At 71.8% G+C, this 26,215-nt stretch carries 24 protein-coding genes and 1 pseudogene; 16 read left to right on the forward strand and 9 right to left on the reverse strand.

Annotated features, from left to right (window positions below; all coding sequences use genetic code 11):
- Window positions 1-7 precede the first annotated feature (7 nt).
- The gene (locus tag ACZ3HQ_RS06725; RefSeq protein ID WP_467508619.1) at window positions 8-1,603 is read left to right on the forward strand and encodes a succinic semialdehyde dehydrogenase; all 1,596 of its coding nucleotides are present in this window, start codon (window positions 8-10) and stop codon (window positions 1,601-1,603) included.
- 56 nt (window positions 1,604-1,659) lie between these two features.
- Here the strand turns inward: ACZ3HQ_RS06725 and ACZ3HQ_RS06730 are convergent, their stop codons facing one another.
- Window positions 1,660-2,904 (reverse strand): NADH:flavin oxidoreductase/NADH oxidase family protein, encoded by a 1,245-nt coding sequence (locus ACZ3HQ_RS06730; protein ID WP_467508620.1) that lies wholly within the window; start codon window positions 2,902-2,904, stop codon window positions 1,660-1,662.
- Window positions 2,905-3,000: 96 nt separating this feature from the next.
- Between ACZ3HQ_RS06730 and ACZ3HQ_RS06735 the strand changes: the two genes are divergently transcribed.
- From ACZ3HQ_RS06735 to ACZ3HQ_RS06770, 8 genes are all read left to right on the forward strand, one after another.
- A complete protein-coding gene (locus ACZ3HQ_RS06735; RefSeq protein ID WP_467508621.1) occupies window positions 3,001-3,585 on the forward strand; it encodes a TetR/AcrR family transcriptional regulator in 585 nt (194 codons plus the stop codon).
- A gap of 96 nt (window positions 3,586-3,681) precedes the next feature.
- A complete protein-coding gene (locus tag ACZ3HQ_RS06740; protein ID WP_467508622.1) occupies window positions 3,682-4,641 on the forward strand; it encodes an NAD(P)H-quinone oxidoreductase in 960 nt (319 codons plus the stop codon).
- Window positions 4,642-4,666: 25 nt separating this feature from the next.
- Window positions 4,667-5,737 carry an NAD-dependent epimerase/dehydratase family protein gene (locus ACZ3HQ_RS06745; RefSeq protein WP_467508623.1) on the forward strand — a complete coding sequence of 357 codons (1,071 nt, stop codon included), beginning with the start codon at window positions 4,667-4,669 and terminating at the stop codon, window positions 5,735-5,737.
- A gap of 298 nt (window positions 5,738-6,035) precedes the next feature.
- On the forward strand, window positions 6,036-7,586 hold the full coding sequence (locus ACZ3HQ_RS06750; protein WP_467508624.1) for a molybdopterin-dependent oxidoreductase: 1,551 nt from the start codon (window positions 6,036-6,038) through the stop codon (window positions 7,584-7,586).
- Between the two features lie 95 nt (window positions 7,587-7,681).
- Window positions 7,682-8,329, forward strand: coding sequence for a fasciclin domain-containing protein (locus ACZ3HQ_RS06755; RefSeq protein ID WP_467508625.1), 648 nt, complete (start codon window positions 7,682-7,684; stop codon window positions 8,327-8,329).
- A gap of 502 nt (window positions 8,330-8,831) precedes the next feature.
- Entirely contained in the window at window positions 8,832-9,407 is a 576-nt protein-coding gene (locus ACZ3HQ_RS06760) for a cysteine hydrolase family protein (protein ID WP_467508626.1), read from the forward strand.
- A 57-nt stretch (window positions 9,408-9,464) separates the two neighbouring features.
- Window positions 9,465-10,265: a maleylpyruvate isomerase family mycothiol-dependent enzyme gene (locus ACZ3HQ_RS06765; RefSeq protein WP_467508627.1), complete on the forward strand. Its 801-nt coding sequence runs from the start codon at window positions 9,465-9,467 to the stop codon at window positions 10,263-10,265.
- 67 nt (window positions 10,266-10,332) lie between these two features.
- Window positions 10,333-10,545 (forward strand): antitoxin, encoded by a 213-nt coding sequence (locus ACZ3HQ_RS06770; RefSeq protein ID WP_467508628.1) that lies wholly within the window; start codon window positions 10,333-10,335, stop codon window positions 10,543-10,545.
- Window positions 10,546-10,633: 88 nt separating this feature from the next.
- Here ACZ3HQ_RS06770 and ACZ3HQ_RS06775 read toward each other — a convergent pair whose 3' ends face one another.
- Complete coding sequence (locus ACZ3HQ_RS06775; protein ID WP_467508629.1) at window positions 10,634-11,905, reverse strand: hypothetical protein; 1,272 nt, start codon at window positions 11,903-11,905, stop codon at window positions 10,634-10,636.
- 339 nt (window positions 11,906-12,244) lie between these two features.
- Here ACZ3HQ_RS06775 and ACZ3HQ_RS06780 point away from each other — a divergent pair, with 339 nt between their 5' ends.
- A complete protein-coding gene (locus ACZ3HQ_RS06780; RefSeq protein WP_467508630.1) occupies window positions 12,245-12,559 on the forward strand; it encodes a hypothetical protein in 315 nt (104 codons plus the stop codon).
- Here ACZ3HQ_RS06780 and ACZ3HQ_RS06785 read toward each other — a convergent pair.
- Window positions 12,547-12,981, reverse strand: a complete 435-nt coding sequence (locus ACZ3HQ_RS06785; protein WP_467508631.1) for a nuclear transport factor 2 family protein — start codon at window positions 12,979-12,981, stop codon at window positions 12,547-12,549. The genes ACZ3HQ_RS06780 and ACZ3HQ_RS06785 overlap by 13 nt on opposite strands.
- A 177-nt stretch (window positions 12,982-13,158) precedes the next feature.
- Here ACZ3HQ_RS06785 and ACZ3HQ_RS06790 point away from each other — a divergent pair, with 177 nt between their 5' ends.
- On the forward strand, window positions 13,159-13,335 hold the full coding sequence (locus ACZ3HQ_RS06790) for a hypothetical protein (protein WP_086691612.1): 177 nt from the start codon (window positions 13,159-13,161) through the stop codon (window positions 13,333-13,335).
- Window positions 13,336-13,488: 153 nt separating this feature from the next.
- Here the strand turns inward: ACZ3HQ_RS06790 and ACZ3HQ_RS06795 are convergent, their stop codons facing one another.
- Window positions 13,489-13,686: a hypothetical protein gene (locus ACZ3HQ_RS06795; protein WP_467509073.1), complete on the reverse strand. Its 198-nt coding sequence runs from the start codon at window positions 13,684-13,686 to the stop codon at window positions 13,489-13,491.
- On the opposite strand from ACZ3HQ_RS06795, the pseudogene ACZ3HQ_RS06800 reads away from it, so the two are divergent.
- Both ACZ3HQ_RS06800 and ACZ3HQ_RS06805 read left to right on the forward strand, forming a co-directional pair.
- Window positions 13,619-13,967 (forward strand): annotated as a pseudogene (locus tag ACZ3HQ_RS06800) (glutamate synthase-related protein); the annotation flags it as partial. The gene ACZ3HQ_RS06795 and the pseudogene ACZ3HQ_RS06800 sit on opposite strands and share 68 nt — an antisense overlap.
- An 87-nt stretch (window positions 13,968-14,054) precedes the next feature.
- On the forward strand, window positions 14,055-15,782 hold the full coding sequence (locus ACZ3HQ_RS06805; protein ID WP_467508632.1) for a thiamine pyrophosphate-dependent enzyme: 1,728 nt from the start codon (window positions 14,055-14,057) through the stop codon (window positions 15,780-15,782).
- Window positions 15,783-15,835: 53 nt separating this feature from the next.
- Here ACZ3HQ_RS06805 and ACZ3HQ_RS06810 read toward each other — a convergent pair whose 3' ends face one another.
- The 3 genes from ACZ3HQ_RS06810 to ACZ3HQ_RS06820 all read right to left on the reverse strand — a co-directional run bounded on the left by ACZ3HQ_RS06810 (window position 15,836) and on the right by ACZ3HQ_RS06820 (window position 17,584).
- Entirely contained in the window at window positions 15,836-16,582 is a 747-nt protein-coding gene (locus ACZ3HQ_RS06810) for a dienelactone hydrolase family protein (protein WP_467508633.1), read from the reverse strand.
- Between the two features lie 250 nt (window positions 16,583-16,832).
- Window positions 16,833-17,285, reverse strand: coding sequence for an SRPBCC family protein (locus tag ACZ3HQ_RS06815; RefSeq protein ID WP_030805407.1), 453 nt, complete (start codon window positions 17,283-17,285; stop codon window positions 16,833-16,835).
- 62 nt (window positions 17,286-17,347) lie between these two features.
- The gene (locus ACZ3HQ_RS06820) at window positions 17,348-17,584 is read right to left on the reverse strand and encodes a hypothetical protein (protein WP_467508634.1); all 237 of its coding nucleotides are present in this window, start codon (window positions 17,582-17,584) and stop codon (window positions 17,348-17,350) included.
- Between the two features lie 278 nt (window positions 17,585-17,862).
- Here ACZ3HQ_RS06820 and ACZ3HQ_RS06825 point away from each other — a divergent pair, with 278 nt between their 5' ends.
- Window positions 17,863-20,850 (forward strand): ABC transporter substrate-binding protein, encoded by a 2,988-nt coding sequence (locus ACZ3HQ_RS06825; protein WP_467508635.1) that lies wholly within the window; start codon window positions 17,863-17,865, stop codon window positions 20,848-20,850.
- Here ACZ3HQ_RS06825 and ACZ3HQ_RS06830 read toward each other — a convergent pair.
- Both ACZ3HQ_RS06830 and ACZ3HQ_RS06835 read right to left on the reverse strand, forming a co-directional pair.
- Window positions 20,830-21,207 (reverse strand): hypothetical protein, encoded by a 378-nt coding sequence (locus ACZ3HQ_RS06830; RefSeq protein WP_467508636.1) that lies wholly within the window; start codon window positions 21,205-21,207, stop codon window positions 20,830-20,832. The genes ACZ3HQ_RS06825 and ACZ3HQ_RS06830 overlap by 21 nt on opposite strands.
- Window positions 21,200-22,156: a helix-turn-helix domain-containing protein gene (locus ACZ3HQ_RS06835; RefSeq protein WP_467508637.1), complete on the reverse strand. Its 957-nt coding sequence runs from the start codon at window positions 22,154-22,156 to the stop codon at window positions 21,200-21,202. The genes ACZ3HQ_RS06830 and ACZ3HQ_RS06835 overlap by 8 nt, the downstream gene beginning before the upstream one ends.
- Before the next feature lie 88 nt (window positions 22,157-22,244).
- On the opposite strand from ACZ3HQ_RS06835, the gene ACZ3HQ_RS06840 reads away from it, so the two are divergent.
- Both ACZ3HQ_RS06840 and ACZ3HQ_RS06845 read left to right on the forward strand, forming a co-directional pair.
- Complete coding sequence (locus ACZ3HQ_RS06840) at window positions 22,245-23,723, forward strand: alpha/beta hydrolase (RefSeq protein WP_467508638.1); 1,479 nt, start codon at window positions 22,245-22,247, stop codon at window positions 23,721-23,723.
- A gap of 126 nt (window positions 23,724-23,849) precedes the next feature.
- Window positions 23,850-26,195 (forward strand): discoidin domain-containing protein, encoded by a 2,346-nt coding sequence (locus ACZ3HQ_RS06845; protein WP_467508639.1) that lies wholly within the window; start codon window positions 23,850-23,852, stop codon window positions 26,193-26,195.
- The last annotated feature ends 20 nt before the right edge of the window (window positions 26,196-26,215 follow it).

Genomic DNA, 26,215 nt, shown 5'->3' on the forward strand with positions numbered 1-26,215 from the left:
CCCCGCCATGGCCACCGCCCAAGCCACCACCGCCCACGCAACCCATGCCCCGCTGCCCGCCTCCCTGACGCCGGCCCGGATCGAGCGGCTGGCGGCACACGTCAGCGCGGCACCCGACGCCGTACGCGTGACCACCACCGCCCCCTACACCGGCGCGCCTCTTGCCGACCTCCCGGTCTCCACGCCCGCCGCCGTCGAGGACGCCTTCGCGCGGGCCCGGATCGCCCAACGCGCCTGGGCCGCCACGCCGTTGAGCCGCCGCAAGCAGATCCTGCTCCGCTTCCACGACCTCGTCCTCGCCCGCCAGGACGAGGCGCTGGACCTCATGCAGGCCGAGAACGGCAAGACCCGCCGGGACGCGTTCCTCGAAGTCGTGGACATCGCCATCGTGTCCCGCTACTACGCCCGCAACGGCGCCCGGTACCTCGCGCCCAAGCGCCGCCGGGGCGCGATCCCGCTGCTCACCCACACCACCGAACTGCGCCACCCCAAGGGCGTCGTCGCGGTCGTCTCGCCCTGGAACTACCCGCTGAGCATGGCCGCCAGCGACGCCATCGCGGCACTGATGGCCGGCAACGCGGTCGTCCAGAAGCCCGACACCCAGACCGCGCTCACCGCCCTGTGGTCGCTGGAGCTGATGCGGGAGGCCGGACTGCCCTCCGGCGTCTGGCAGATGGTGATCGGGCGAGGCAGTTCCATCGGCGGGGCGCTGATGGACAACGCCGACTACATGATGTTCACCGGCTCCACCGCCAGCGGCCGGAAGATCGCGCGGGACGCGGGGGAGCGGCTCATCGGCGCCTCCCTCGAACTCGGCGGCAAGAACGCCATGCTGGTGCTGGACGACGCCGACATCGAGAAGGCCGCCGACGGCGCCGTCGCCGCCTGCTTCCCCTCGGCCGGCCAGCTCTGCGTCTCCATCGAGCGTCTCTACGTGGCGGATTCGGTCCACGACCGGTTCGTGGAGGCGTTCGTCGCCCGCGCCGAGCGGCTCAAGGTCGGCGGCGCGTACGACTTCAGTTGCGATGTCGGCAGCCTCACCACGCCCGCCCAGCTCAAGACCGTCACCGAGCACGTCGACGACGCCGTGGCCAAGGGGGCGAAGGTCCTCGCGGGCGGCAGGGCGCGCCCGGACCTGGGCCCGCTGTTCTACGAGCCGACCATCCTCGCCGGCGTCACCCCGGACATGACGCTGTACGACCACGAGACGTTCGGCCCCGTCGTGTCCATCTATCCCGTGCGCGACGACAGCGAGGCCGTCGCGCGGGCCAACGCCACGCCGTACGGCCTCAACGCCAGCGTGTGGTCCCGCAGCGGTGCGCGCGGTCGCGCCGTCGCGGCCCGGCTGCACGCGGGCACCGTCAACGTCAACGAGGCGTTCGCCGCCGCGTGGGGCAGCGTCGACGCGCCGATGGGCGGCATGGGCGACTCCGGTCTCGGCCGGCGCCACGGCGCCGAGGGCATCCTCAAGTACACCGAGGCCCAGAACGTCGCCCACCAGCGCGTCCAGGGCTTCACCCCGCCGAAGAGCATCCCGCCCGAGACCTGGGCGGCCCTGCTGACCGGCGCGCTGAAGGTGCTGAAGGCGGTCGGCTCCCGCTGAACCGACGACAAGGCGGGGCGGCTCCGACCGGAGCCGCCCCGCCTTGTCGGTGCGCGCTACGCGGCGCCCCGCGTGGTGCCCAGCCAGGCGCGGTAGCGGCGCAGCGCCCGGCGCTGCTTGCGCCGCTCGGCGACGAGGGCGACCGCCGGGTGGGTGTTCGGCGTGGGGCGGCTGCCGCGGGCTATCCGGCGCATCTGGTGCCGGACCTGCGCCATGCTCGCCGCCGAGGCGAGCGCCTTGTCCGCCCAGGTCACCGGCCGGAGCTGCCGCTCGGCCTCGCCGCCGGCGCGCCAGCGCTCCGGCAGGTCCGGGGTGACGGCGAGGGCGGTGCCCATCCCGATGACCGCCACCCCGCTGTCGAGGACGCGCTCGGCGGTCTCGCGCCGGGTGATGCCACCGGTCAGCATCAGCGGCACCGGGCTGGACCCGACCAGGTCCTTCGCCAGGTCCAGGAAGTACGCCTCGCGCGCCTGGGTGCGCGCGTCGGCCGCGCGGCCGGACATCGCCGGGCTCTCGTAGCTGCCGCCGGACAGCTCGACCAGGTCGACCCCGAGCGGTGCGAGCATCTCGATCACCTGGCGCGCGTCGTTCGCGTCGAAGCCGCCGCGCTGGAAGTCGGCCGAGTTGAGCTTCACCGCGACCGCGAAGGAGGGCGACACGGCGGCCCGTACGGCACGGACCACGTCCAGCAGCATCCGGGCCCGGTTCTCCAGCGAGCCGCCCCACTGGTCGGTGCGCTTGTTGACCAGGGGGGAGAGGAACTGCGAGAGCAGATAGCCGTGCGCCGCGTGCACCTCCACCCCGTCGAAGCCCGCCCGCTCGGCGCGCTGGGCGGTCACCGCGTACCGGGTGACCGTCTCCTCGATCTGCCGGGCGGTCATGGCGACCGGGCGGCCGAAGCGGCTGCTGTGCTTGCCGAGGTCGACGCCGACCGCGGACGGGCCCCACACCACGCCTGGCATGTCGGCGCCGATCTGGCGGCCGGGGTGGTTGATCTGCATCCAGATCGCCCCGCCGCCCGCCTTTCCGGCCTTGGCCCACTCGGTGAACGGCTCCAGCGGCGCGGCCTCGTCGAGGACGACACCGGCCGGACCGGTCAGCGCCTCGGCGTGGACCATGACGTTGCCCGTGATCAGCAGTCCGGCGCCGCCCTCGGCCCAGCGCCGGTACAGCCCGAACAGCTCGGCTCCGGGCAACTGCCCGTCGGCCGCCATGTTCTCCTCCATGGCCGCCTTGGCGATCCGGTTGCGCAGTACCTGGCCGGAGCGCAGGGACAACGGCGCGAACAGTTCGCTGGTCATCCTGCTTTCCCCTCTCGATCTCCATCGCTTACAATGTGTACAGCGTTCACATTAAGTCAGGAATGTAAGCGCCGTAAACTTCAAGGAGTGTGACCTATGCCGCAAGCGAGCAGCTCGTATCACCACGGCGATCTGCGCGCGGCCTGCCTGCGTGCCGCGCGGGAGCTGCTGGAGGAGGACGGCAGTGCCGGGCTGTCGCTGCGCGCGGTGGCGCGGCGGGCGGGCGTGTCGGCCACCGCCCCCTACCGCCACTACGCGGACCGCGACGCCCTGGTCTCCGCGGTGGCCGCCGAGGGGTACCGCGAACTCGCCACACACCTGGCCGCCGCCCATCCCGACCCCCGCACCCCGGACGAACTTGCCTCGGTCGCGGTCGCGTACGTGCGGTTCGCGCTGGACCGGCCCGCGATGTTCCGGGTGATGTTCGCCGAGCCGTGCGACCCGGACAGCGAGGAGCGGGTCGCGGCGACCGCCGCCATCTCCGGGTATGTCCGCGGCATCGTGCACGCCGTCTTCCCCGGCGCCGACCCCGACGCGTTGGCGACCACGGTGTGGGCACTCGTCCACGGCCTGGCCTTCCTGCATCTGGACGGCAAGCTCGACTCCTCCACGCCGGAGGTGGTGGACGCCCAGGTCCGCGCGGCCGTCCGGGCGCTGTTCGACGCGTCGGCGGCCCGCTAGGAACCAGGTCATGTTGACAGTGCACACACCCGCCGCCTAATGTGTGTGCTGTAAACATGCGAGCGGGAGAGCCCGCAGTCCTATGAACGGAGCGTCATGAAGGCAGTGTCGATCAAGGAACCCGGCGGCCCCGAGGTCCTGGAGTGGGTGGACGTCGAGGACCCGGCGCCCGCAGCCGGTGAAGTCGTCATCGACGTCGTCGCCAGCGCCCTCAACCGGGCGGACGTCATGCAGCGTTACGGCCTCTACCCCCTCCAGCCGGGCACCTCGCCGTACCCCGGCCTGGAGGTCTCGGGTCGCGTCAGCGCCCTCGGCGAGGGTGTGACCGACTGGCAGGTGGGCGACGAGGTCTGCGCGCTGCTCACGGGCGGCGGCTACGCGCAGAAGGTCGCCGTCCCCGCCGGCCAACTGCTCCCCGTACCCAAGGGCATCGGCCTGGTCGAGGCGGCGGCGCTGCCCGAGGCGGTGGCGACCGTATGGTCCAACCTCGTCATGACCGCCCACCTCAAGAAGGGCGAGACCCTCCTCGTGCACGGCGGGGCCGGCGGCGTCGGAACCTTCGCCATCCAGATCGCCAAGGCGCTGGGCGCCCGGGTCGTCACCACCGCGGGCGGCCTCGAGAAGGCCGCCCGCGCACGGGAGTTGGGCGCCGACGTCACGATCGACTACCGCACCGAGGACTTCACCGAGCACGGTCCCTACGACGTGATCCTGGACGTCGTCGGCGGCAGCTACCTCGAACGCAATGTGCGCTCCCTCGCCCCCGACGGACGCCTGGTGGTCATCGGCCTCCAGGACGGCCTGGAGGCCGGCCTCAACCTGGCCGAGCTGGTCTTCAAGCGGGCGTCCGTGCACGGCACGACCCTGCGCACCCGGTCCAAGGAGCAGAAGGCGGAGATCGTCGCCCAGGTGCGGGACGAGGTCTGGCCGATGATCGAGAGCGGCGCCGTGGGACTCGTCATCGACCAGCGCCTGCCCATGTCCCAGGCCGCCGAGGCACACCGGCTGATGGAGGCCGGCGGCCACGTCGGCAAGATCCTGCTGGTCAACGAGTAGAACGAGTAGTACGAGGGAGTACGCCATGGACACCCACGTCGATCTCGGTGCCCTGCCCGTCGACACGAGCGGCCCGGTCCTGGTCACCGGTGCCACGGGCTATGTAGCCGGCTGGATCGTGCAGGCCCTGCTCGACGCGGGGGTCACCGTGCACGCCGCCGTCCGCGCCCCGGGCGACGGCAAGAAGGTCCGGCACCTCCGGGACGCCGCCGACGCCTCGCCCGGAACGCTGCGCCTGTTCGCCTCCGACCTGCTGCGCGACGGCTCGTACGCGGAGGCCATGCGGGGATGCCGGATCGTGCTCCACACCGCCTCCCCGTTCGTCCGCTCCGTAGGGGACCCCCAGCGGGACCTCGTCGACCCGGCGGTGCAGGGCACGCGCAACGTGCTGCGCACCGCCGGCGAGGCCGGCTCCGTCGAACGGGTGGTGCTGACCAGCTCGGTAGCCGCGATGATCGGGGACGCGGAGGACATCCTCACGTACCCCGGCCGGACCGTCACCGAGGAGAGCTGGAACACGACCTCCTCCCTGACCCGCGAGCCCTACAGCTACTCCAAGACGCTGGCGGAGCTGGAGGCGTGGCGGATCGCGCAGGAGCAGAACCGCTGGCGTCTGGTCACCGTCAACCCCGGCCTGGTCATCGGCCCCGCCCTCAACTCCGCGCCGACCAGCGAGAGTTTCACCGTCGCCCGGCAGATGGCGAGCGGCCGGATGCGGCTGGGCGCCCCGCGCATCGCACTGACCGTGGTGGACGTGCGCGAGGTCGCCTACGCCCACCTGGCCGCCGCCTTCCTGCCCGACGCCGAGGGCCGCCACCTCCTGGCGGCCGAGTCCACCGACATCGTCGACCTCGCCCGCCGCCTCCTCCCGGCCTACGGCTCGTACCCCCTGCCACGCCGCGAGCTCCCCAAGCCCGTGGCGGTCGCCCTCGCACCGGCGGCGGGACTCGAACGCGGATACCTGCGGCGCAACATCGGCCACGACCTCCGCGTGGACACCACGAAGAGCCGCCGTGCGCTGGGGGTGCGGTACCGGCCCGCGCAGGCGTCGATGGAGGAGATGTTCGGGCAGGTCGTGGGGGCGTCGGGCCGGTAGCACGCCGGGTCCGACGGGGCCGCCGCTTCAGGGTTCGACCGCGCCCCGCCAGGTCATCCGGTCCCCTGGGACCACCGGCGACCCGAGGAGGTCCTCATCTCCGGCTGACTGTTCGCGCACGCCGTCGCGGCCCTACCCGCTCCGTCGCGACCAGATGATCCGTCGCCGAACGCCCGCCGGATTGGTGTGAGATGCGTCTTCATCCGAACTGAGGAAGTCACCAATCCGGCCCCCTTCCCGGCCCCGGATTCCCCGCGTGAGCGAGGAACAGAACGACCCAAGGACAGCACCGGGTCCGGTGCGGACGGCACTGGGGGCCCTGAGCGGCGTGCTCGCCGGGTTCGCCGCGCTGGCGGTGGCCGAGCTGGCGGCCGCCGGGGTGCGGCCGCAGGCCGGTCCGGTCGTCGTGGTCGGCGGGGCCTCCATCGACCAGACCCCGGCGGCGGTCAAGGACTGGGCGATCCGCAACTTCGGCACCAACGACAAGCTGGTGCTCCAGCTCGGCATCCTCGTCGTCCTCGCCCTTCTCGCCCTGGCACTCGGCGCACTGGCGGTACGCCGCCGGGTCCTCGGCGCGGCCGGTGTCCTCCTGTTCGGCGTCATCGGCGCGACGGCCGCCCTCTCCCGCCCCGACTTCCGGGGCTTCACGGACACGCTGCCGTCCCTGACCGGGGCCGTCGCCGGAGCGCTCCTCCTGTACTTCCTCGCCGGACGCCTCACCACCCCCGTACCGCGGATCACCGCCGTGGAGTCCGGCATCTGGGACCGGCGGGGCTTCGTCATCGCGGCCACCTCCGCGGCGGCGGCGTCCGCCGTGGTGGGCGGAGTCGGCCGGACGCTGAGCGGCAACCGGGCGGGGGACGCCGCCGCCTCCCGCAAGCAGGTCGTACTGCCCAGTCCCGGCTCGCCCGCGCAGCCCATACCCGCGCGGACGGCCCTGCGGGTCGACGGAGTCAGCCCGTACGTCACGCCCAACAAGAGCTTCTACCGAGTCGACACCGCCCTGGTGGTCCCCAAGGTGGACGCCACCGCCTGGCAACTCCGCGTCCACGGCGAGGGCGTGACCCGGCCTGCCACCTTCACCTTCGACGACCTGCTGCGCAGGCGGCTGATCGAGCGCGACATCACCCTGACCTGCGTCTCGAACGAGGTCGGCGGCCCGTACGTGGGCAACGCCCGCTGGATAGGCGTCCGCCTGGCCGACCTGCTCGCCGAATGCGGGGTCAAGCCTCCCTCGCACGGCGGCCCCGCCGACCAGTTGGTGGCCCGCTCGGTGGACGGCATGACCATCGGGACGCCCGTCGAGGACATCATGGACGGTCGGGACGCCATGCTCGCCGTCGGCATGAACGGCGAACCGCTGCCCTTCGAGCACGGCTTCCCGGTCCGCATGCTCGTTCCGGGTCTGTACGGGTACGTCTCCGCCTGCAAGTGGATTCAGGACATCGAACTCACCACGTTCGACTCCTACGACCCGTACTGGGTCAAGCGTGGCTGGGCGCGGAAGGCGCCGGTCAAGACGCAGTCCCGGATCGACACGCCCAAGCCGTTCGCCCGGCCCAAAGCCGGGACCGTGATGGTGGCCGGTGTCGCGTGGGCCCAGCGCCGGGGCATCGACAAGGTCGAGGTCCGAGTGGACGACGGGCCGTGGCAGGAGGCGCACCTCGCTTCCGAGGACACCCGTGACACCTGGCGCCAGTGGTCCTTCCCCTGGCAGGCCACCAAGGGGTCCCACACCCTCACCGTGCGCGCCACCGACCGCACCGGAAGCGTGCAGACGGAGAAGCGTGCCCGGACCATCCCGGACGGCGCGAGTGGCTGGCACTCCGTCGTCGTGACCGCGGAGTGAGCCCGGCCCGGCTCCCCGCCCCCTGACCGACACACCCTGACCAACACCCCCCACCTCGCAGCCCGTTGCTGCCCTTCCACAACAGGAGAAACCCGATGAACGCTCGCATCCGCCGCACCGCCGGTCTCGTCTCGGCCGCCGTCATGCTGCCCCTGGCGCTGAGCGCCTGCTCCGGCAGCGACAGCGACAGCGACTCGGTCAAGTCCGACTCCAAGCCGTCGGCGTCCGCGTCGGCCCCGGAGAGTAGCGAGGGCATGAGCGGCATGGACCAGCCGTTCGGCCCGGCCTGTTCGTCGGTGCCGAAGAACGGCGCCGGTTCCTTCGACGGCATGGCCAAGGACCCGGTCGCCACCGCCGCCTCGAACAACCCGGCGCTGTCCACGCTGGTCACCGCCGTGAAGAAGGCCGGTCTGGTGGACACGCTCAACAACGCGCAGAACATCACGGTGTTCGCGCCGACCAACGACGCCTTCAACAAGATCCCGAAGGCCACCCTGGACAAGGTCCTCAACGACAAGGCCCAGCTCACCAAGATCCTGACGTACCACGTCGTCGGCAAGAAGCTCGCGCCGAAGGACCTGGAGAACGGCTCCTTCGACACCCTGGAGAAGTCGAAGGTCATGACCTCGGGCTCGGGTGAGTCGTACACCGTCAACGACTCCGCCAAGGTCGTCTGCGGCAACGTCAAGACCGCCAACGCCAACGTGTACATCATCGACACCGTCCTGATGCCCAAGAGCTGACCCCGGACGGAGCTGCTCCCGCCCAGGCTGCCGACGGCCTGGGCGGGGCCCCGCCGTACCGAGACCGACAGGGGGCCCTGTTGACCACGCCAGACGAGGACGATCCGACGAGCGCGCCCCACCCGGCATCTCGCGACGATGTCCTGCGCCGAATCGCCGCCACCCGTCAAGTCAGCGCCAGGCGGGGTCTGTTCGACGGAATCTCCGGGTGTCGTCCCGGTCGCCGCCACGACCTGCCTCAGAGCTGAACCACCGCCAGCGGCGCGGATGCCGGCTGTTTCGACCCCCCCCGGGCTCCATCGTGATCCTGGCCGAGGGAGCCGAGCAGCACCCCGCCCTGCTTACCGGCGCTGACCCGGAACGCGGTGAGGCCGGCCCATGAGCGGGGGCCGGCCTCACCGTTGCGCTGTCACGCCCGAGCCGTCTCCGACTGGGACCGCGCAGGCACGCGGTAGGTGCGAGGATGGGCGCTCCTGGCTCCTGACGGCTGAGGGCGGCGAGCATGACGAGCAGCGCGCTCCTGGTGATGGACGTCCAGCGGGACGTGGTGGCCCTCGCCGACGACGGCTCCGGCTATCTGCCACGGCTGCGCGGGGCGATCGACGGCGCGCGGGGCTCCGGCATCCCCGTGATCTACGTGATGATGGGGCTGCGGCCCGGCGATCCCGAGGTCAGCCCGCGCAGCAAGGTGATGGCCGGCGTCCTGCGCGCCGGGCTGTTCACCGAGGGCGCTCCGGGTACCGAGATCCATCCCGACATCGCGCCCCGGACAGGGGATGTCGTGGTCACCAAGCGGCGGGGGAGCGCGTTCTCGGGGAGCGACCTCGATCTGGTGCTCCGGGCGCGGAACATCGACAGCCTCGTGCTCACCGGCATCGCCACCAGCGCCGTGGTGCTGTCCACCCTGTGGCGCGCCGTCGACCTGGACCTCGGCGTGACCGTCCTGGCGGACGGCTGTCTCGACACCGATCCTGAGGTGCACCGGATGCTCGTGGAGCGGATGTTCCCGCAGTGGGCGGATGTCCTCACCATCGAGGACTGGCTCGGCGGGATCGGTGCGCCACGCCCCTTGTCCTGAACAGGTGGGTCTGGTTTCGTACCGCGTGATCAACCAGACCTGAGGAGAGCGGGCGGCGTGGAGACGAGCGACGGGGACTCCCTGCCGGAGGGACTGGGCGGGGCGATACGCGAGACGGCCGGTGCGATCGCCGCGCTGCTGGACGGCGCGGACCCGGCCGCCCCCGTACCGGGGCTGGAGTGGACCGTAGGGGAGACCGCCGCCCATCTGGCCCTGGCCAACGGCCTGATGGCCGACCTCGCGGCCGGTCAGGACCGCCCGTACGGCGACGGCACACCGCAGAGCCTCGCGGCGGCCAACGCGCGTAGTCTCACCGAGTTCCCGGAGCGCGGGGCGGAACCGCTGGCCGCGCTGATCGTGGAGCAGGCGGAGGCGTTCCTGGCGGCGGCGGAGGGAACCGACCCGGCCCGCACGCTCGTGACCCCGCTGGGTCCGATGACCAAGGACGTGCTCGCCTCGTATCTCCTGACCCACATGCTGGGCCACGGCTGGGATCTCGCGCGCGGGGTGGGCCGGGCGCACATGATCGACCGTACGCGGGTGGGGCTGTGCCTGCCGTTCCTGAAGACGGCGATGCCGCGGGTGGCGGTCGCCCCGGCCGGACTGACGGCCCGTTACACCCTGCGGGTCCGGGGCGGCGAGACCTTCGGGGTCACCTTCACCGACGGGGTCGTGGAGGTCCTCCCCGGCCCGCCGGAGCGCTCGGAGTGCACCATCCTCACCGCGCCGGTCACCTTCCTCCTCATCGCGCTGGGCCGCGTGGGCCCCTGGCAGGCCATGGCGCGCGCCGGCGTACTCGCGTGGGGCAGCAAGCCGTGGCTCGCGCCCCGCTTCCCCACCCTGTTCAAAGCGCCCTGATTCAGGGGGGAATCGACGGGTAGGCGTAGCCGGGAACGACGTACGCACCAACCGCAGGAGGCTTCCCATGAGCAAGTTCGGGGATCTGGCGAACAAGGCCAAGGACCTGGCCAAGGGCCACCCTGACCAGGCCGACAAGGGCGTGGAGCGTGCCGAACGGCTGATCGACGAGCGTACGGGCAACAAGTACGACACCCAGACCGACAAGGCCGCCGACGCGGTCCGCCGCTCCTACGGCAGCGAGGGCCCGAGCGGCACCGAGGCCACCCCGGAACGCTGACCGCCCGCGAGCGGTAAGAAAACCCCGAGGGCGGGAGACGCAGACCGCGTCTCCCGCCCTTTGCGTGTCTGCGCGTACCGGGGCTTCGTCAGTTCCTGTTCATGAGCCAGGCCCACGCCTGCGGGTCCCGCTCGATCCAGGAACAGAGCACGTCCAGGTTCTCGTACAGCGGGAACGAGACGCGGGCGGCGTTGTCCTGGACGTAGTCGCGGACCGTGGTGACGAAGTGCCGCGCATCACCGTCCGGGTCGAACTCGATGCTGAAGTGGTCGCGGTGATAGCGGTGCTCTATGCCTCTGACCTGCTCGCGCACGTCACCGAGCCGGGCCACGCCGCAGAACTGCGGCTTGCCTCCCCAGTTGGTGACGCGGACGTACCGCAGAACACGGACATCGCTTGGACGGACCTGCTCGTTGCGGCGCAGCCCCAGTTCCTCCGACATCTCGCGCAGCATGGCGCTCTTGACCAGGCCGAGCAGGTCGGGGCCGTCCTGGAGATCGGCCCAGTCCATGGAGCCGCTGCCTGACGGCGCGAGCTTTCCCTGATTGGTCGTGTTCTTCTCCCCCTGCAAGGTCAGCACGACCCTGCCGCTGGAGGACACGGCCACGACGTCGACCCCGAGATGGTTGGAGCACCTGCTGTAACGGAGCCGTGGGATCAGGCCGTTCCGCAGAAGTACGGCATCGCCGTGCACCAGCTCCCGGTGACGCTGCCGCTCACGCAGCACCTTCTCACCGAGGAGGTTCGTGACCGTGTGAGCGGAGTACCGGGTTCGCTGTACGCGCGCCACATCCGCTTCCGGGACGAGATCGTCGTGAAGGCGGATCTTGGCGTCATCGAAGTCGAGCCGTACCCGGACCAGTTGGCGTGCCTCCTCGTACTCGGGGGGAACGCTCCACGGGGTCTGTTCGATCTCCAGGGGGATGACAGGGTCGTCGCGCAGCCGGGCGTCCAGTTCCTCGCTGTGCACGGAGGAGTGCCCATTGAAGTGAACGCGGCTCCAGCCGTCGTAGGGCGCGGAGTACGAGGCGTCGAAGGGCTTGGCGCGGGCGTCGAAGTAGATCCGTGACACCCGGACCCAGTCCTCGATGACCTGCGCGACTAGGCCGATGACGGACAGCACAATGCCGGCCAGCCCCAGGGTGAGCGCGAGCATCGAGCCGGCATCGAGGCCGACCAGGCTGATGATGAGACCCACGACACCCAGGAGGAGCAAGGTTCCGTGCAGCGCCGACAGCCTGCCGAGTCGCCCCGCGACGATACGGAGGGCGTACGGCATGTGTGCCCGCACGGCGCGCCGGTCGGGGAGCAGCATCACTTCGACCTCTTCCTTGGAGCAGCCCGCAGGCGAATCCTTCACTGCCCGGAGGAACTCTATGCCGCCGACCATGAGTTGGCGGGTGATCTCGAACGCACGGTTACCGGAGGCCGGAGAGGACGCGCGGAACGCGTACGACTCAGCCGGCGCCCTCCCCTCGCGCGCGCCGATGGCGGCTCACAGCGCCCACGGCACCCCGCCCACCACTGTCAGTGCGGCGCGAGGGTGACTCGAAGGCCGGCCGGCCCCGGAAGGCGCCGATGAGGAGGACGACGGCCGCGTACTCGGGGATGAGGACGAGCCTGACGCCCCTGTGACCACGCCCACCCGGCCGGCCGTTCCGCGCTCGCCCCGTCTCCCCGAGCCGGGACAATCGACGGCATGGCCGCCAAGCCCCCGCCCGAGAGAACGCCCGACGGGCACTTCGTCGTCATCAACGGCCGGCGGTGGCGGGCGACGGACCCGGATGTGCCCGAGGAGGTCGCCGCTCGGTTGCGGCGGCATCTGATGGCGGGGCGGCGCGGGGTGCGGGACGCCGAGGACGGTGCGGCGGAGCGGGTCGCGCGGGGGCGGGTGCAGGGGGCCAAGGTGGCGTTGGGGGAGCGGGGGACGCCCTGGTGGGAGGAGTCGGGGGAGGAGAGGCGGCGGCGCTGGGAGGAGGGGCTGGCCCGGCTCGACGCCGACTATCCGGAGTGACCGGCCGCCCCGGACTCCGCGTGGACGAAGAACTCCGCCACGCCCTCGGGGTTCTTCGTGTAGACGTCGATCTCCTGGACCAGACCGTCCTCGACGCGATGGATCTCGACCAGGGTCAGCGCGTACTCCTCGCCGGACGAGCGGGCCCTCAGGGTGCCGGTGATGCGGGCGACGATCCCGGCCGGGCCCTCGAAGACGTCCGTGCCGGTGATGGTGTAGTCCGCGTGGGCCGTGATCCCGCCCAGGACCGCTTCCGCGAACGCCTCGCGGCCCCGGTGCACCCCGCCGTAGGGAAGCCGGTTCGGTTCGTCGATGATCACATCGGGGGCCACCCTGGCCAGGACGCCCTTGATGTCACCCTCGCCGAGCGCCGCGTACAGCGCCCGAACGACGTCCACCGGGCTCTCGCTCTGGTCGCTCATCTCGTCACACCCTCCACTCGGGAACACGTACCTCGTCTCCTGCCCGCCGAGCCGGGGCCCGCCACAGCCTTTCGACAAGGTTGGCTCCTACGGTGCAGCCGGGGTGACTGGCACACCCCTTCACGGGCATCAGGTCTGTGTTCCGGAAGACCTCACTCATCCGAAGGGGAGCACATCGTGCTGGCCATCATCTCGGCGGTCCTGTTCTTCATCGCCTTCCTGATCAACGCGGCGGACATCTCCACCAACGACACCTTCAGCTCGACCAACGTCATGCTGATCGGCCTCGCCCTGCTGGCGCTGCACGTCGCGGGCATAGGCGCCGGCTGGAGCACCCGCGGCCGCAGACGCTGAAGCCGCCGTGCCGGGCAGTCGTGAGGCTGCCCGGCCCGGCCATGCCGGACTCATGTGCGTTCCTTACCCGGCCACTGCATGACAGCCCCATCAGTCGACGGCCCCCGTGGACACCCCCGACACCCCGCCCAGAGTCCGCATCGGCGGCCCCGACTACGCCCAGCCGTACGACATGGCGCTGCTCAATGTCTCCGCGACGCGGTCCTCGCCCTCAACACCGGTGCGGCGCGAGGCGGTTTCGCCCAGGACACCGGCGAGGGCGGCCTCTCCGACCACCATCTGCGCCCCGGCGGGGATGTTCGCCGGCGGCTGCATCCAGGCCCAGCGCTGCCACACCAACCGCTGCCCCACCGGCGTCACCACCCAGGACCCGCGCCGCGCCCGGGCCCTCGACGTCCCCGACAAGTCCGACCGGGTCCGCCGCTACCAGGAGGCGACCGTCCGCAGCGCCCAGCAGATCATGGCCGCGATGGGCGTCACCGACCCCGGCGACCTGCGCCCGGAGATGCTGCGCCGCCGCGACACCCCCACCGGCGACTTCCGCTCCTACGCCGCGCTCTACGACTGGCCGGCCCCCGGCCGCCTGGGCGGCCGACTGGAATGCCGCCGACCCCGCCCGTTTCGCCGGCTGATCCGCAGGCACCCGTACCTGTACGGCGGCACATCGTCCGCCGTACGACACCAGCGGGCCGTGAGGGCCCGCGGAGAGGACGCACCTCATGGCCCGTACCGTCGCCCGTCTTGTCGTCGACACGCTGGAGGAACTCGGCGTACGCCAGGTGTTCGGCGTCGTCGGCGACGCGCTCAACCCGTTCACCGACGCCATCCGCACCTCCGAGGCCGTGTCCTGGGTGGGCTGCCGCCACGAGGAGGCCGCGGCCTTCGCCGCCGGTGCCCAGTCCCAGCTCACCGACACGCTCGGGGTCTGCATGGGCACGGTCGGTCCCGGCTCGGTCCACCTGCTGAACGGCCTGTACGACGCCGCGAAGAGCGGTACGCCGGTCCTGGCCATCGCGGGCCAGGTCCCGCAGGCGGAGATCGGCACCGACTACTTCCAGGAGGTCGACAACGACCTGCTGTTCAAGGACGTCGCCGTCTTCCGCGCCACCGTCACCTCGCCCGCGCAGTTGCCCGCGCTGCTGGAGGTCGCCGTACGCACCGCCGTCGGCCGGCGCGGGGTCGCCGTGCTCACCGTGCCCGGCGACATCGGCGACCTGGAGCTGCCCGACGACCGGCCGGTCCGGCTGTCGCTCACCGGCTCCGCCAACCGGCCGGACGACCCCGCGCTGGACGAGGCCGCCTCCGTGATCGACGACGGCGGCAAGGTCACCCTGCTCGTCGGCCGGGGTGCGCGCGGCTGCCGCGAGGAGGTCCTCGCCCTGGCCGAGCGGCTGGCCGCCCCGATGGTGATCACTCTCAAGGCCAAGGAGGGCTTCGAGGGCGACAACCCCTACCAGGTCGGTCAGACCGGCCTCATCGGCAACCCGGCCGCCGCCCACGCGATGGACCACGCCGACACCCTGGTGCTGCTCGGCACCGACTTCCCGTACCGCGACTGGTATCCGGAGGGGAAGAAGGTGATCCAGATCGACCGGGTCGCGGAGCACATCGGGCGCCGGGTGCCGGTGGACGTCGGACTCGCGGCGGACGTCGGCCCGACCGTGCGCGGGCTGCTGGAGCGCGTCCGGCAGCGCACGGACCGGGACCATCTCGACTCGGCGCGCGAGAAGTTCACCAAGTGGCAGGACGGGCAGCGCGACCTCGCCTCACCCGGCCACGACCGGGGGCTGCTCGGCAAGGTCCGCTCCAAGTTCGACAACCGCTCGCACCTAGTGCGGCCCGAGGCGCTGGCCGCCGCGGTGGACGCCGTCGCGGACGAGGACGCGATCTTCACCTCCGACACCGGCATGGCCACGGTGTGGCTCTCCCGGTTCGTGGAGATGCGCGGCGACCGACGGCTGCTCGGCTCCTACAACCTCGGCTCGATGGCCAACGCCATGCCGCAGGCGATCGGCGCGCAGATGCTCGACAAGGACCGGCAGGTGGTCGCCTTCTGCGGCGACGGCGGGCTGTCCATGCTGCTGGGCGACCTGATGACCATCCGCACCGAGCAACTGCCGGTCAAGCTCGTCGTCTTCGACAACCAGCGCCTCGGCATGGTCAAACTGGAGCAGGAACAGGCCGGGCTGCCGGAGTTCGGCACGGTCCTCGACAACCCGGACTTCGCCGCCGTCGCCCAGGCCCTCGGCATCACCGGCATCCGGGTCACCCGGCCCGAGGACCTGACCGACGCGGTGAAGCGCGCGTTCGCCGAGCCGGGTCCCGTCCTGCTGGACGTGCTCACCAACCCCGACGAGATCGCCGTACCCGGAAAGGCGACCGTCCAGCAGGGCTGGGGGTTCGCCATCGCCAAGGTCAAGGAGAACCTGTCGAGTTCGCACCGGTAGGCACGACCGCCGCGACGGCGCCCGGTGAGTGCGCCGGGCGCCGCCGTGCACGGTCAGGCCGGCGAGAGGTGCCGGGCGAAGAAGCGGGTGGCGCTGTCGGCCTCCACCAGGTGCCAGGCGACGTGCTCACCCGCGTCGGCGTGCAGCGACTTCTCCGCCGAGCCGAGGGCGTCGAACAGAGCGAGGCTCGCCTCGCGCGGAATGCGCCCGCTGTCCCAGTGCATGACGAACTCCACCGGGACGGTAATCCGCTTCGCCGCCTCGAACAGCGCGTCCGGCCAGGTCATGCCGAAGACCGCGGCCGTGATCCGGGGCTCGGCCGCCACCAGCGGCATCCCGATCGCCATCCCCAGGCCGAAGCCGACGTAGCCCACCGGCCCACCGGTGCCGATCTCCGGGAGTTCCTGGAGGGCGTCGAGCGCCGCCAGGTACTCGGGCACCGCCTGCTCGGCCAGCCGGACGTTGTACGGGACGACGACCGGCGCCTCCGGTGCGCCCGCCGCCTGGGCCTGGCGCAGCGCGGCGATGTCCTGCTCGTCCTGGGCGGAACGCGGCCGGTCGCCATGGCCGGGCGCGTCGAGGACGGCGGCGTGGAAGCCGCACCCGGTCACGAGAAGGCGGGCGCGGCCCGCCATCGCGCGGTGCCGCTTGGCCGTGCCGCCGCCGTGGCCCATCAGGACCAGGGGTGCGGGACCGGTGGCGGCGGGGGACCAGAGGACGCCGGGGACGTCGCCCACGGTGAAGTCACGTTCGAGGATGCCGTCCGAGGACGATTCGGCGGTGAAGCGCAGAGAGTTCATGGCTGGTGCCTTTCGGGAGTGCCTGGGTGGGGGCGCTCCCGACGACACCTATGTCAGTCGCCGGCCGTGACGCGAAAAAGGGAGCACCCACGTCGATACAGCGTTCATGGGTCTCACCTCCTCGGGCGGTGTCACGGTCGGTGCAAGCTACCCGGCCGATCATGACCGCGTCCACTCTTTTCGCGATGAGGCTCTTTTCGCGGTGAGGGGCGGGCTCACGCGAGCCCGCCCCTCACCGCCGGAGTTCCGCTCAGACCTCGCCGCGCCACTCGCCGGTCGCGGTGCCGCCCCGCTCCTCGATGAAGGACTTGAACCGCTTCAGGTCGCCGGTGGCCTGGCGCTTGACGAAGCCCAGCTTGTCCCCGACCTTCTCGGCCAGCCCCTCCGGGTCGTAGTCGAGCTGGAGCATGACCTTGGTGGTGCCGTCGTCCAGGCGGTGGAACGTGACCACACCGGCCTGGCGGGCCTCTCCGCCGATGCTGGCCCAGGCGACCCGCTCGTCGGGGATCTGCTCCACGATCTCCGCGTCGAACTCGCGCTCGACCCCGGCGATCTTCGTCTTCCAGTGCAGGAGGGACTCGGTGCGCTGCTCGATGCGCTCGACGCCGTCCATGAACTGGGGGAAGTCCTCGAACTGGGTCCACTGGTTGTAGGCGTCCCGTACGGGGACGTTGACCTCGATGGACTCTTCCACGTGCGACATGCGGTTCCTCCTTGACTGGTGCCGGTACCGGCGTGGCCGGTGTTGCCGCCTTGCCCGCGTGGTCAGCGGCCGAAGGAGATGACGGTCCGCTCGTACTGGCTCAGCGCCTGGCCGAGACCGAACCAGGTCGCGGGCCAGGTGGCGACGAATATCCCCCACCGGTCGGCCCGGTCCAGACCCTGTCCCTCCACCTTGCGCGAGGTGAACCAGGACGCGATGGACAGGCCGATGGCCGCGCAGGCGACGGTGTTGGCGTGCTCGCTGCGCAGACCCTTGTCGTACAGGAACTTGATGATCATGACTCTCCCTGACGGGCTCGACGACACCTGCACCACGTTCCGGGGCGGCCCTGAGGGGCGCACGCGGTGTAGGGCAATGGAGTGACGCCGGGCGGGGGAGAGGGGCCGACGGCGGGCTGCCCGGCCCCCGTCACCTGACTTCCCACGGCACCCGACCGGCCGGGCGGCTCAGGCTGGTCACATTTGTGCCACTCTCCCTCGCAGGGCGCACCGGCTGGGCAGACTTCACACCACTCCTTGTCCGGAAGGAGTACGAAGTCGACCCCGAGGAGCACGAGTTGGTGACCCGCCTGGGCAACGCAGACAGCCGACGGCACTACGCGACCACGCCGCGTCTCATCGAGATGCTGGACGCGATCTTCCAGGCGTTCCGGCGCCGCAGCCCCATGGCCCTGCCGGAATTCGTGCTGTACGCGGACGGCGGATCACCCGAGGGCGACGAGGCCGTACGCGGCAGCCTCGCCGAGCTGCGGCAGGAACTCCGGTCGCGGGGCGTGCCGTTCGCCGCCGTCCGGCAGTCCGCGCTCGTCGACCCCACCGACGGTGGCAGCCCCATGGTGCGCGCCCTGCGGGTCGTCCAGGCGCTCGGCGGCAAGCGCGCCCGCTCCGGGAGCGAACCGTACGTCGATCCGCACGCCTGGCGCGGTGGCGGCCGCCAGTACGGCCAGTACACCTTCCCGCGCAGCGAGCTGCTCCTCGCCATAGAGAACGTCGTGCGGGACGCCGGACCCGACGCCGAGCCGGACGAACTGCTGCACGGGCTGAACCGCACCGGCTGGCGGCCCGGCGGCATCCAGTGGACGGCCAGGCTGCGCGACGCCGCCACCGACGCCTCCCGGACCGTCCCCGCCCTGCTCATCGCGGTCGTCGCGGTGCTCATCACCGACAAGCCCTGGTACGTGACGCTGCTCTTCCTCGCCGTGGTGATGGCCGCGCTGCTGGCGCTGAGCATCCTGCCGGGACGCGCGCCGGTGTTCCTCGGGCTGCGCCGCGAGGTCCGCTGGTTCCTCAGCACCACCTACCTCAACCAGGGCCCGCGCGCCGACCGGGGCGAGGGCCTCACCTGGCGCCTGCTGCGGCTGTGGCCGCCGGGCGCGGTGCGCCAGCGGGTCGCCGCCGTGGCGCGGGACATCCAGGACGGCGCCCTCCTCGACGAGCACCGCACCGGCAGCGGCGACGAGGACGCCCAGCGCCGCCACCTCCAGTTGCGGGTGCACGCCCTGCGCGAGGACCTGCGCGACGCACACCGCGCCTGGTCACTGGACCTGCGCGGACGCAAGCGCCCCACCCCGCCGGTGCTCGTCCTGCCGGACGCCACCGCCGACAACGGCCTGATCGAACTCCTGCGCGCCATCAGCGACATCCGCAGCATCCGCAGCGAACTCGACCCGCTGCTCGTCATCGCCGCCGTACGGCACGAGGACATCGGCCTGCTGGAACGCAGCTACGCGGCCGAACCGGCCGGAACCCACCTGTACGGGCCGGGCGCCGACCTGCCCGCCTGGTACGCGAGCTGGAACCGCGCCCGCCGGGTCAGCCAGTCGCCCAGCCTGGAGGGGCGCACCCTGCCATGGGTGCTGCGGGTGCCCCTGCCCGAGGGGCTGCTGCTCCACCCCGACCTCGGCGTCGGCTCCCCGCACCGCTCCCGGCCGGCCACCGGCCGCCCCCGCTGGACCTGGCTGTGGTCCCTCCCCGCGCTGGCCCTCGTCCTCGCCGCCACCGGGCTCGGGCTCGGCGTCCGCGACCACCGGCTGAGCAGCCGGTACTGCTCCAGCGACCTGCGCGGCGCCAACCAGGACACCCGCCGCGTCGAGGCACCGGACGGCAAGGGCGGCGGCGAGTGCGTCGGCGTGGCGACCGGCGGGGTGACCTTCCCGGTCGCACGGCAGCTCCAGGAGCTGATCCGCGAGGAGAACGCGTCGATCGGCGACAGCGGTTACGTCACGCTGGTCTACGCGGGTCCACTCAGCGGACCCGACCCGGACGGCAAGAACGACGACCAACTGGTCAAGGGGTTCGAGGAGTTGCGCGGTGCCTACATCGCCCAGCACGCCAACAACGCCTCCCAGCCGGTGAAGCTGCGCCTGCTGGTGGCCAACGGCGGTACGGACATGGCCGGTCAGGCCACGATGGCTGAGCGGATCGTGGAGGTGGCGCGACGCGACCGTACGATCGTCGGCGTGGTCGGCATCGGGCGCGACATGACCGACACCGACCAGGTGCTGGAGACCCTGCGGGAGGCCGAACTCCCGGTCGTCTCCGGCACCAACTCCGGCACCTGGCTGCTCGACAAGCCCAACTTCTTCAACCTCGCCGCCACGGACCAGTGGCAGGTGAGACAACTCAGGCTGCTGGCTGACCAGTTGCGCGCCCCCGGCTCCCACGGGTACGGCACCGCCGGCCGGGCCGTCGTCCTCGGCCGCAACCCCGTCACCCGGGACCGCTACACCCGCGAGCAGATGGACCACGGCGCCCGCATGCTCACCGACGTGGGCTACCGGGTCGACCGGCTGGAACGGTACGGACTGAGCAACGGCCGCCCGGTCCTCGGCCGCCAGGTCAGCCAGATCTGCCAGGAGGGCGAGGTGCCCCGCGTCGTCTACTTCGCGGGCCGCACCGAGGACGTCAACGCCCTGATGGACGGCATCACCTCCGAGCCCGGCTGCAACGGCAAGCAGATCGCCGTCCTCGCCGGGGACGACCTCTCCCAGGCCGGGTTCGACTCCGAGCGCAGCAGCGTCGCCGCCAACGTCACCCTCTACCACCTGGTCCTCACCGCCCCCGGCACCAAGAACCAGGGCACCATCTTCGTCAACAACCTGCGCAAACTCGGCCCCGAGCAGGAGAAGATCCTCGGCCTGAGCGCGGCGACCCCGCAGACCGACAGCGCGCTCAGCGACGGCCAGACGATGCTCATGCACGACGCCACCGAGGTGCTCTACCGCGCCGCGACCGGCGACGGACAGCCGCGCGGCCGGGCGGAGGCGTGGTCCGGCCTCCTGCGCACCAACATCGACAACCTCGCCACCGGCCGCATCGACTTCACCGCCGTCACCCAGGACAACGCCCACGACCAGGGCCTCGAACCCGGCACCCGCGACAACTACGCCATCTCCCTGGTCCGGGTCGCCAACACCGGCGGCGCCCACTACGACCGCACCGTCCTCTGCTCCCGCCGCGCCGGCGACCGGCGCCCCCTGACCGAGAAGGAGTGCGACGTGAACCGCACGGCCCCGTCGTCCCCGCTAGGCCCCAGCGGGCGGTAGCGGCCGGCGCCAGTCGCCCAGCGCCGTCACGAGGAACCGCCGGGCCAGCACGCGCACGTCGCCCCACACCGGCTCCGTGGCCAGCTCATCGGCCCAGAGCCCGGTGTGCGGCGCGTCCTCGATCTCGCCGAGCCGCCGCACGATGGCCCCCGCGTCGGGCAGGGTGCCGGGCTCGCCGGCCCCGCGCTCCACCAGCCCCTCCCAGACCCGGCAGAGCAAAAGCACCTCCTCGACCACGTCACCCGCTTGCACCGCCTGCTCACCCAGCCACGCGAGCTGATCCTCGGGGTCGGCCGCGAGCAGGGTCATGAAGCGCAGGGCCCAGGTGCGCATGTGCGCGTCGCCGAGGTCATTCACAGGAGCACGATCGCCTTTCCTCCGGGCCTCCGGCGCTGCTGATGAGCGCCTCGCGCAGCCACGCCTCCGCCGCACCCGGCGTGGGCTCCGGCGGGGCGCCGGGCGGCGTCGCCAGCTCGGACACGACGTCCCAGTAGTGGTCGAGACGGGGTTCGTCGGCGAGAACGTCCGTCAGCCGCCACCGGAACGCCGCGCCGTCACGCGCGCCCCCGGCCTCCGCCCAGGCCGCGACGAACCGGTCCAGGGCCTCACCCCCGGCCGGAGCACGCCCGGCCCGCAGCTCCGGGGCGGCCAGGTCGTACGCCTCCCTGAGCCCGGAGTAGAGGACGGCGGGGCGGAAGCCGTCGTCGAACCGCCGCGGCGCGGGCGGCCGGTCCACGACGCCCGGCGGGCAGGGCGCCGTGACGATCGCGCGCAGCCGCCCGAAGGCGAGTACCTGCGCCGGGGTGGGGTCGTGCGGCGGAGCGGGGACGGCGGTGTCGACGATCCCGGCCAGCAGGGGGGCCGGCAGCCGGGCCGGGAAGAGCCAGCGGCGCCAGAACCGGGCGAGGACGTCGGTGTCGGGTGGGAGGCCCATGGCGCCGATGAGGTCCAGCCGTCGGGCACGCTCCTGGGGCGAGCAGTCCGTGAGGAGGTGAAGCGCGGCCTCCCGCCAGCGCAGCGAGGTGAGTTGGGGCCGCAGTTCGCGCAGGCGGTCCGCGACGATCTCCTCCAGCGCGTCGTCCCGCTCCAGCGCCCGGCCCACGTCCGGCACCGGCAGGTCGAGGGTGCGCAGGGAGCGGATCAGGCGCAGCCGTCCCAGCGCCTCCGGGCCGTAGCGGCGGTGGCCTCCGGAGCTGCGTCCGGTCTCGGGCAGCAGTCCCTGGTCGGAGTAGAAGCGGACGGTCTTGACGGTGACGCCCGCCCGCGCGGCGAGTTCCCCGATGCTCCACGAAGTACTGCCGGTCACGCCTTGAACCTCCTCCAAGGGGAGTTCCTACGGTAGCGGCGCGCGGCGGGCGACAGGTCCGCGCCGCTACCAGTGGGAGGAGACGGGGATGACAGGGGACACAGGCGCGTTCGTCCTGGTGCCGGAGGCGCACACGGGGGACTGGGTGTGGGAGCGGGTGGCGGCGGCGTTGCGGCGGGCGGGGGCGCGGGTGTTCTGCGCGACGCTCTCCGGGGGTGGCTCTTCCGCCTCGGCCGACTTGGAGACGCACATCGCGGAGGTGGTCCGCCAGGTCGACGCGGCGGGGGAGGGCGTGGTGCTCGTCGGACACGGCTACGGACTGCTCCCGGCGCTGGGCGCCGCCGACCGGCGCCGGGACCGGGTGGTCCGGCTCGTCCACCTGGCCGCGGCCGGGCTGCCGGGGGACGGTGACACCGCCCTCGACGTCCTGCCCGCCCTGCCTCGACCGGACAGCGGCGCGAGTGAGGTGCCGCCGCCGACGCGCGCGGAATGGCACCGGCTGGGCAGCACCGACGGGCTCACCCCCGCCGTGCTCGACCAGCTCGCCGCGCGCGCCCTTCCGCAGCCCGTCGCCACCCTCACCCAGCCGCTACGGCTCTCCGACAGGGCCGCCCGCATCCCGAGGACCGGAATCCTGTGCCCGGCGGACGGTTCGACCATCGACCGGCTCCGCTGGACGGCGTCCCTCGGTGACCCGCGTCTGAGTGCGCTCACCGCGCCGGGCAACACCTTCCTCGAACTGCCCACCGGGCATTGGCCGATGCTGTCCGAGCCGGAACTGCTGGCGAAGGCCCTGCGGCAGGCTGCGGCGGGTGAGGGGGAGAGTCTCGCCATGCCGCCGGGCCATGTCCCCGACCATTTGCGGCCGTTCGTCCTGGAGGTGCCGGACCGGCCGCGGGAGCGTACGGAACACGTCGACCTGTACCTGCCCGACGCCCAAGAGGCCCGCCCCGCCGTGGTGTTCGTGCACGGCGGTCCGTTGCCCGCCGGTGTCCGGCCGACGCCGCGAGACTGGCCGGCCTTCACCGGGTACGCGAGTCTCACCGCCCGACTGGGCTGCGTAGGGGTCACGTTGGACCACCGGCTGCACGCGCCGGGCGACCTCGAACGCGCCGCCGAGGACGTGTCCGCAGCCGTCGACCTCGTCCGGGCGCACCCCCGGGTCGACGGCGACCGGGTGGCCCTGTGGTTCTGCTCCGGAGGCGGCCCGCTGGCGGCGCCGTGGCTGGCCGCCCCGCCGCCGTGGCTGCGGTGCCTGGCGGCCAGCTACCCACTGCTGGAACCGCTTCCGGGTCACGGCACGGACGGCGACCGGTTCCGCCCGGCGGCGGCGGTGCGGGGTGCGGGGGATCTGCCGGTCGTGCTCACCCGCGTAGGTCTTGAGGACCCGATGCTCGACGCGACGGTGGAGCGCTTCCTGGGCGCCGCCGGTGAATGCGGCGCCCAGGTGGAGGTCGTCGCCGCCCCGCACTGCCGGCACGGCTTCGAAACACTGGACCACACCGACGAGGCGCGTGCCGCCGTACGGGAGGCCATGCGCCGGGTGCTCGGGCACGTCGGAGTCTGATCCCGGCCTGGCAGTCGATAATATGCGTGCGCCTGTAACAATCTTGCGCGACTTCATGGACTTCATTTCCACACGCTCCTAACTTTCTTGCGTCCGCTCACCCCACGAGCCGTGAGGACGCACCCCATGACTGCACCCCCCAACGGCAGATCCCCGCGCCGGACGCTGGCGGCGACCGTGTCCATGGCGCTGGCCGCGGCCGGCGCGCTCGTCGCCGTGGCGCTCGCGCCCGAAGCCCACGCGGCCGGCGTGCCCGCGCCGTCCCCGGTCGGCGTGTCCGGGCGCGGCGCGACCGTCCCGTTCAAGGAACAGGAGGCCGAGTACGCCGCCACCAACGGCACCCTCATCGGACCGGACCGCCTCTACGGCCACCTCCCCTCCGAGGCGTCCGGCCGGCAGGCGGTGACCCTGGACGCGCCGGGCGAGTACGTCGAGTTCACCCTGACCGCACCCGCCAACGCGATGTCGTTCCGCTACTCGCTGCCCGACAACGCGGCTGGCACCGGACGCGACGCCAGCCTCGACCTGAAGATCGACGGCAATCAGCTCAAGTCCGTCCCGGTGACCTCCAAGTACGGCTGGTACTACGGGGGTTATCCGTTCAACAACAACCCCGGCGACTCCAACCCGCACCACTTCTACGACGAGACCCGCACCCTGCTCGGCTCGACCCTGCCGGTCGGGACCAAGGTGCGCCTGGAGGTGTCGTCCACCAGCGCCTCACCGACGTTCACCATCGACCTCGCCGACTTCGAGCAGGTGGGCGCGCCCGTCGGCAAGCCGTCCGGCGCCCTGGACGTGGTGAGCGACTTCGGCGCCGACCCGACCGGCGCGGCCGACTCCAGCGCCAAGATCCAGGCGGCGGTCGACGCGGGCAAGGCGCAGAGCAGGGCGGTCTACATACCCCAGGGCACTTTCCAGGTGCGGGACCACATAGTCGTCGACCAGGTGACGCTGGCCGGCGCGGGCCCCTGGTACAGCGTCCTCACCGGTCGCGACCCGGTGAACCGGGCGAAGGCAGTGGGCGTGTACGGCAAGTACGCGAGCCAGGGCGGCAGTAGGAACGTCACGCTCAAGGACTTCGCCATCCTCGGGGACATCCGCGAGCGGGTCGACGACGACCAGGTCAATGCCATCGGGGGCGCGCTGTCCAACTCCACCGTCGACAACGTGTGGATGCAGCACACCAAATGCGGGGCCTGGATGGACGGCCCCATGGACAACTTCACCATCAAGAACAGCCGCATCCTGGATCAGACCGCTGACGGCGTGAACTTCCACATGGGTGTCACCAACTCCACGGTGACCAACACGTTCGTCCGCAACACGGGTGACGACGGACTCGCCATGTGGGCGGAGAACATTCCGAACGTCAAGAACAAGTTCACCTACAACACGGTGGTCCTGCCCATCCTCGCCAACAACATCGTCACCTATGGCGGCAAGGACATCACCATCTCCGACAACGTGGTGGCCGACACCATCACCAACGGCGGCGGTCTGCACGTCGCCAACCGGTATCCCGGTGTCAACTCCGGTCAGGGTACGGCCGTCTCCGGTACCACGACAGCGGCCCGCAATACCCTGATCCGGGCCGGGAACAACGACTACAACTGGCAGTTCGGCGTCGGCGCGGTCTGGTTCAGCGGGCTCAACGAGCCCTTGGACGCCACGGTGAACATCACCGACACCGAGATCCTCGACAGCTCATACGCCGCCATCATGAACATCGAGGGCGCGACGAAGGGGCTGCACTTCGAGAACGTGAGGATCGACGGCGCCGGCACCTACGCCCTCCAGATCCAGGCACCCGGCAACGCCTCGTTCACCAACGTCACCGCCACGCACATCGGCCAGTCCAACCCCATCCACAACTGCGTGGGCTCCGGCTTCGTCATCACCCGCGGCACCGGCAACAGCGGCTGGTACGCCGACCCGCCCGCCTGCACCGGTACCTGGCCGGACCCGAAGTGGACCAACGGAGGAGTGCCCGGAGGCGGCCCCACCACCCCGCCGACCGACCCGCCCACCGATCCCCCGACCGACGACCCCACCCTCAACCTGGCCAAGGGGCGCCCGGTCACCGAGACCAGCCACACCGACGTCTACCCCGCCGCCAAGGCCGTCGACGGCGATGCCAACACCTACTGGGAGAGCGCCAACAACGCCTTCCCGCAGTCCGTCACCGTCGACCTCGGCGCGGCGAAGCCGGTCAAGCGCGTCGTCCTCAAGCTGCCCCCGGCAACGGCATGGGCCACCCGCACCCAGACCCTGTCCGTCCTGGGCAGCACGGACAACTCCACCTTCACCACGCTGAAGCCGTCGGCGGGATACACCTTCAACCCGTCGAGCGGCAACACGGCGACCATCACCCTCACCGGGACCGCGACCCGCTACCTCCGCGTCACCGTCACCGGCAACACCGGCTGGCCGGCGGCACAGCTCTCCGAACTGGAGGCGTACACGGGCTGACGCGACATCGGGCGGGCGGG

Source organism: Streptomyces sp. NPDC018263 (assembly GCF_055562575.1).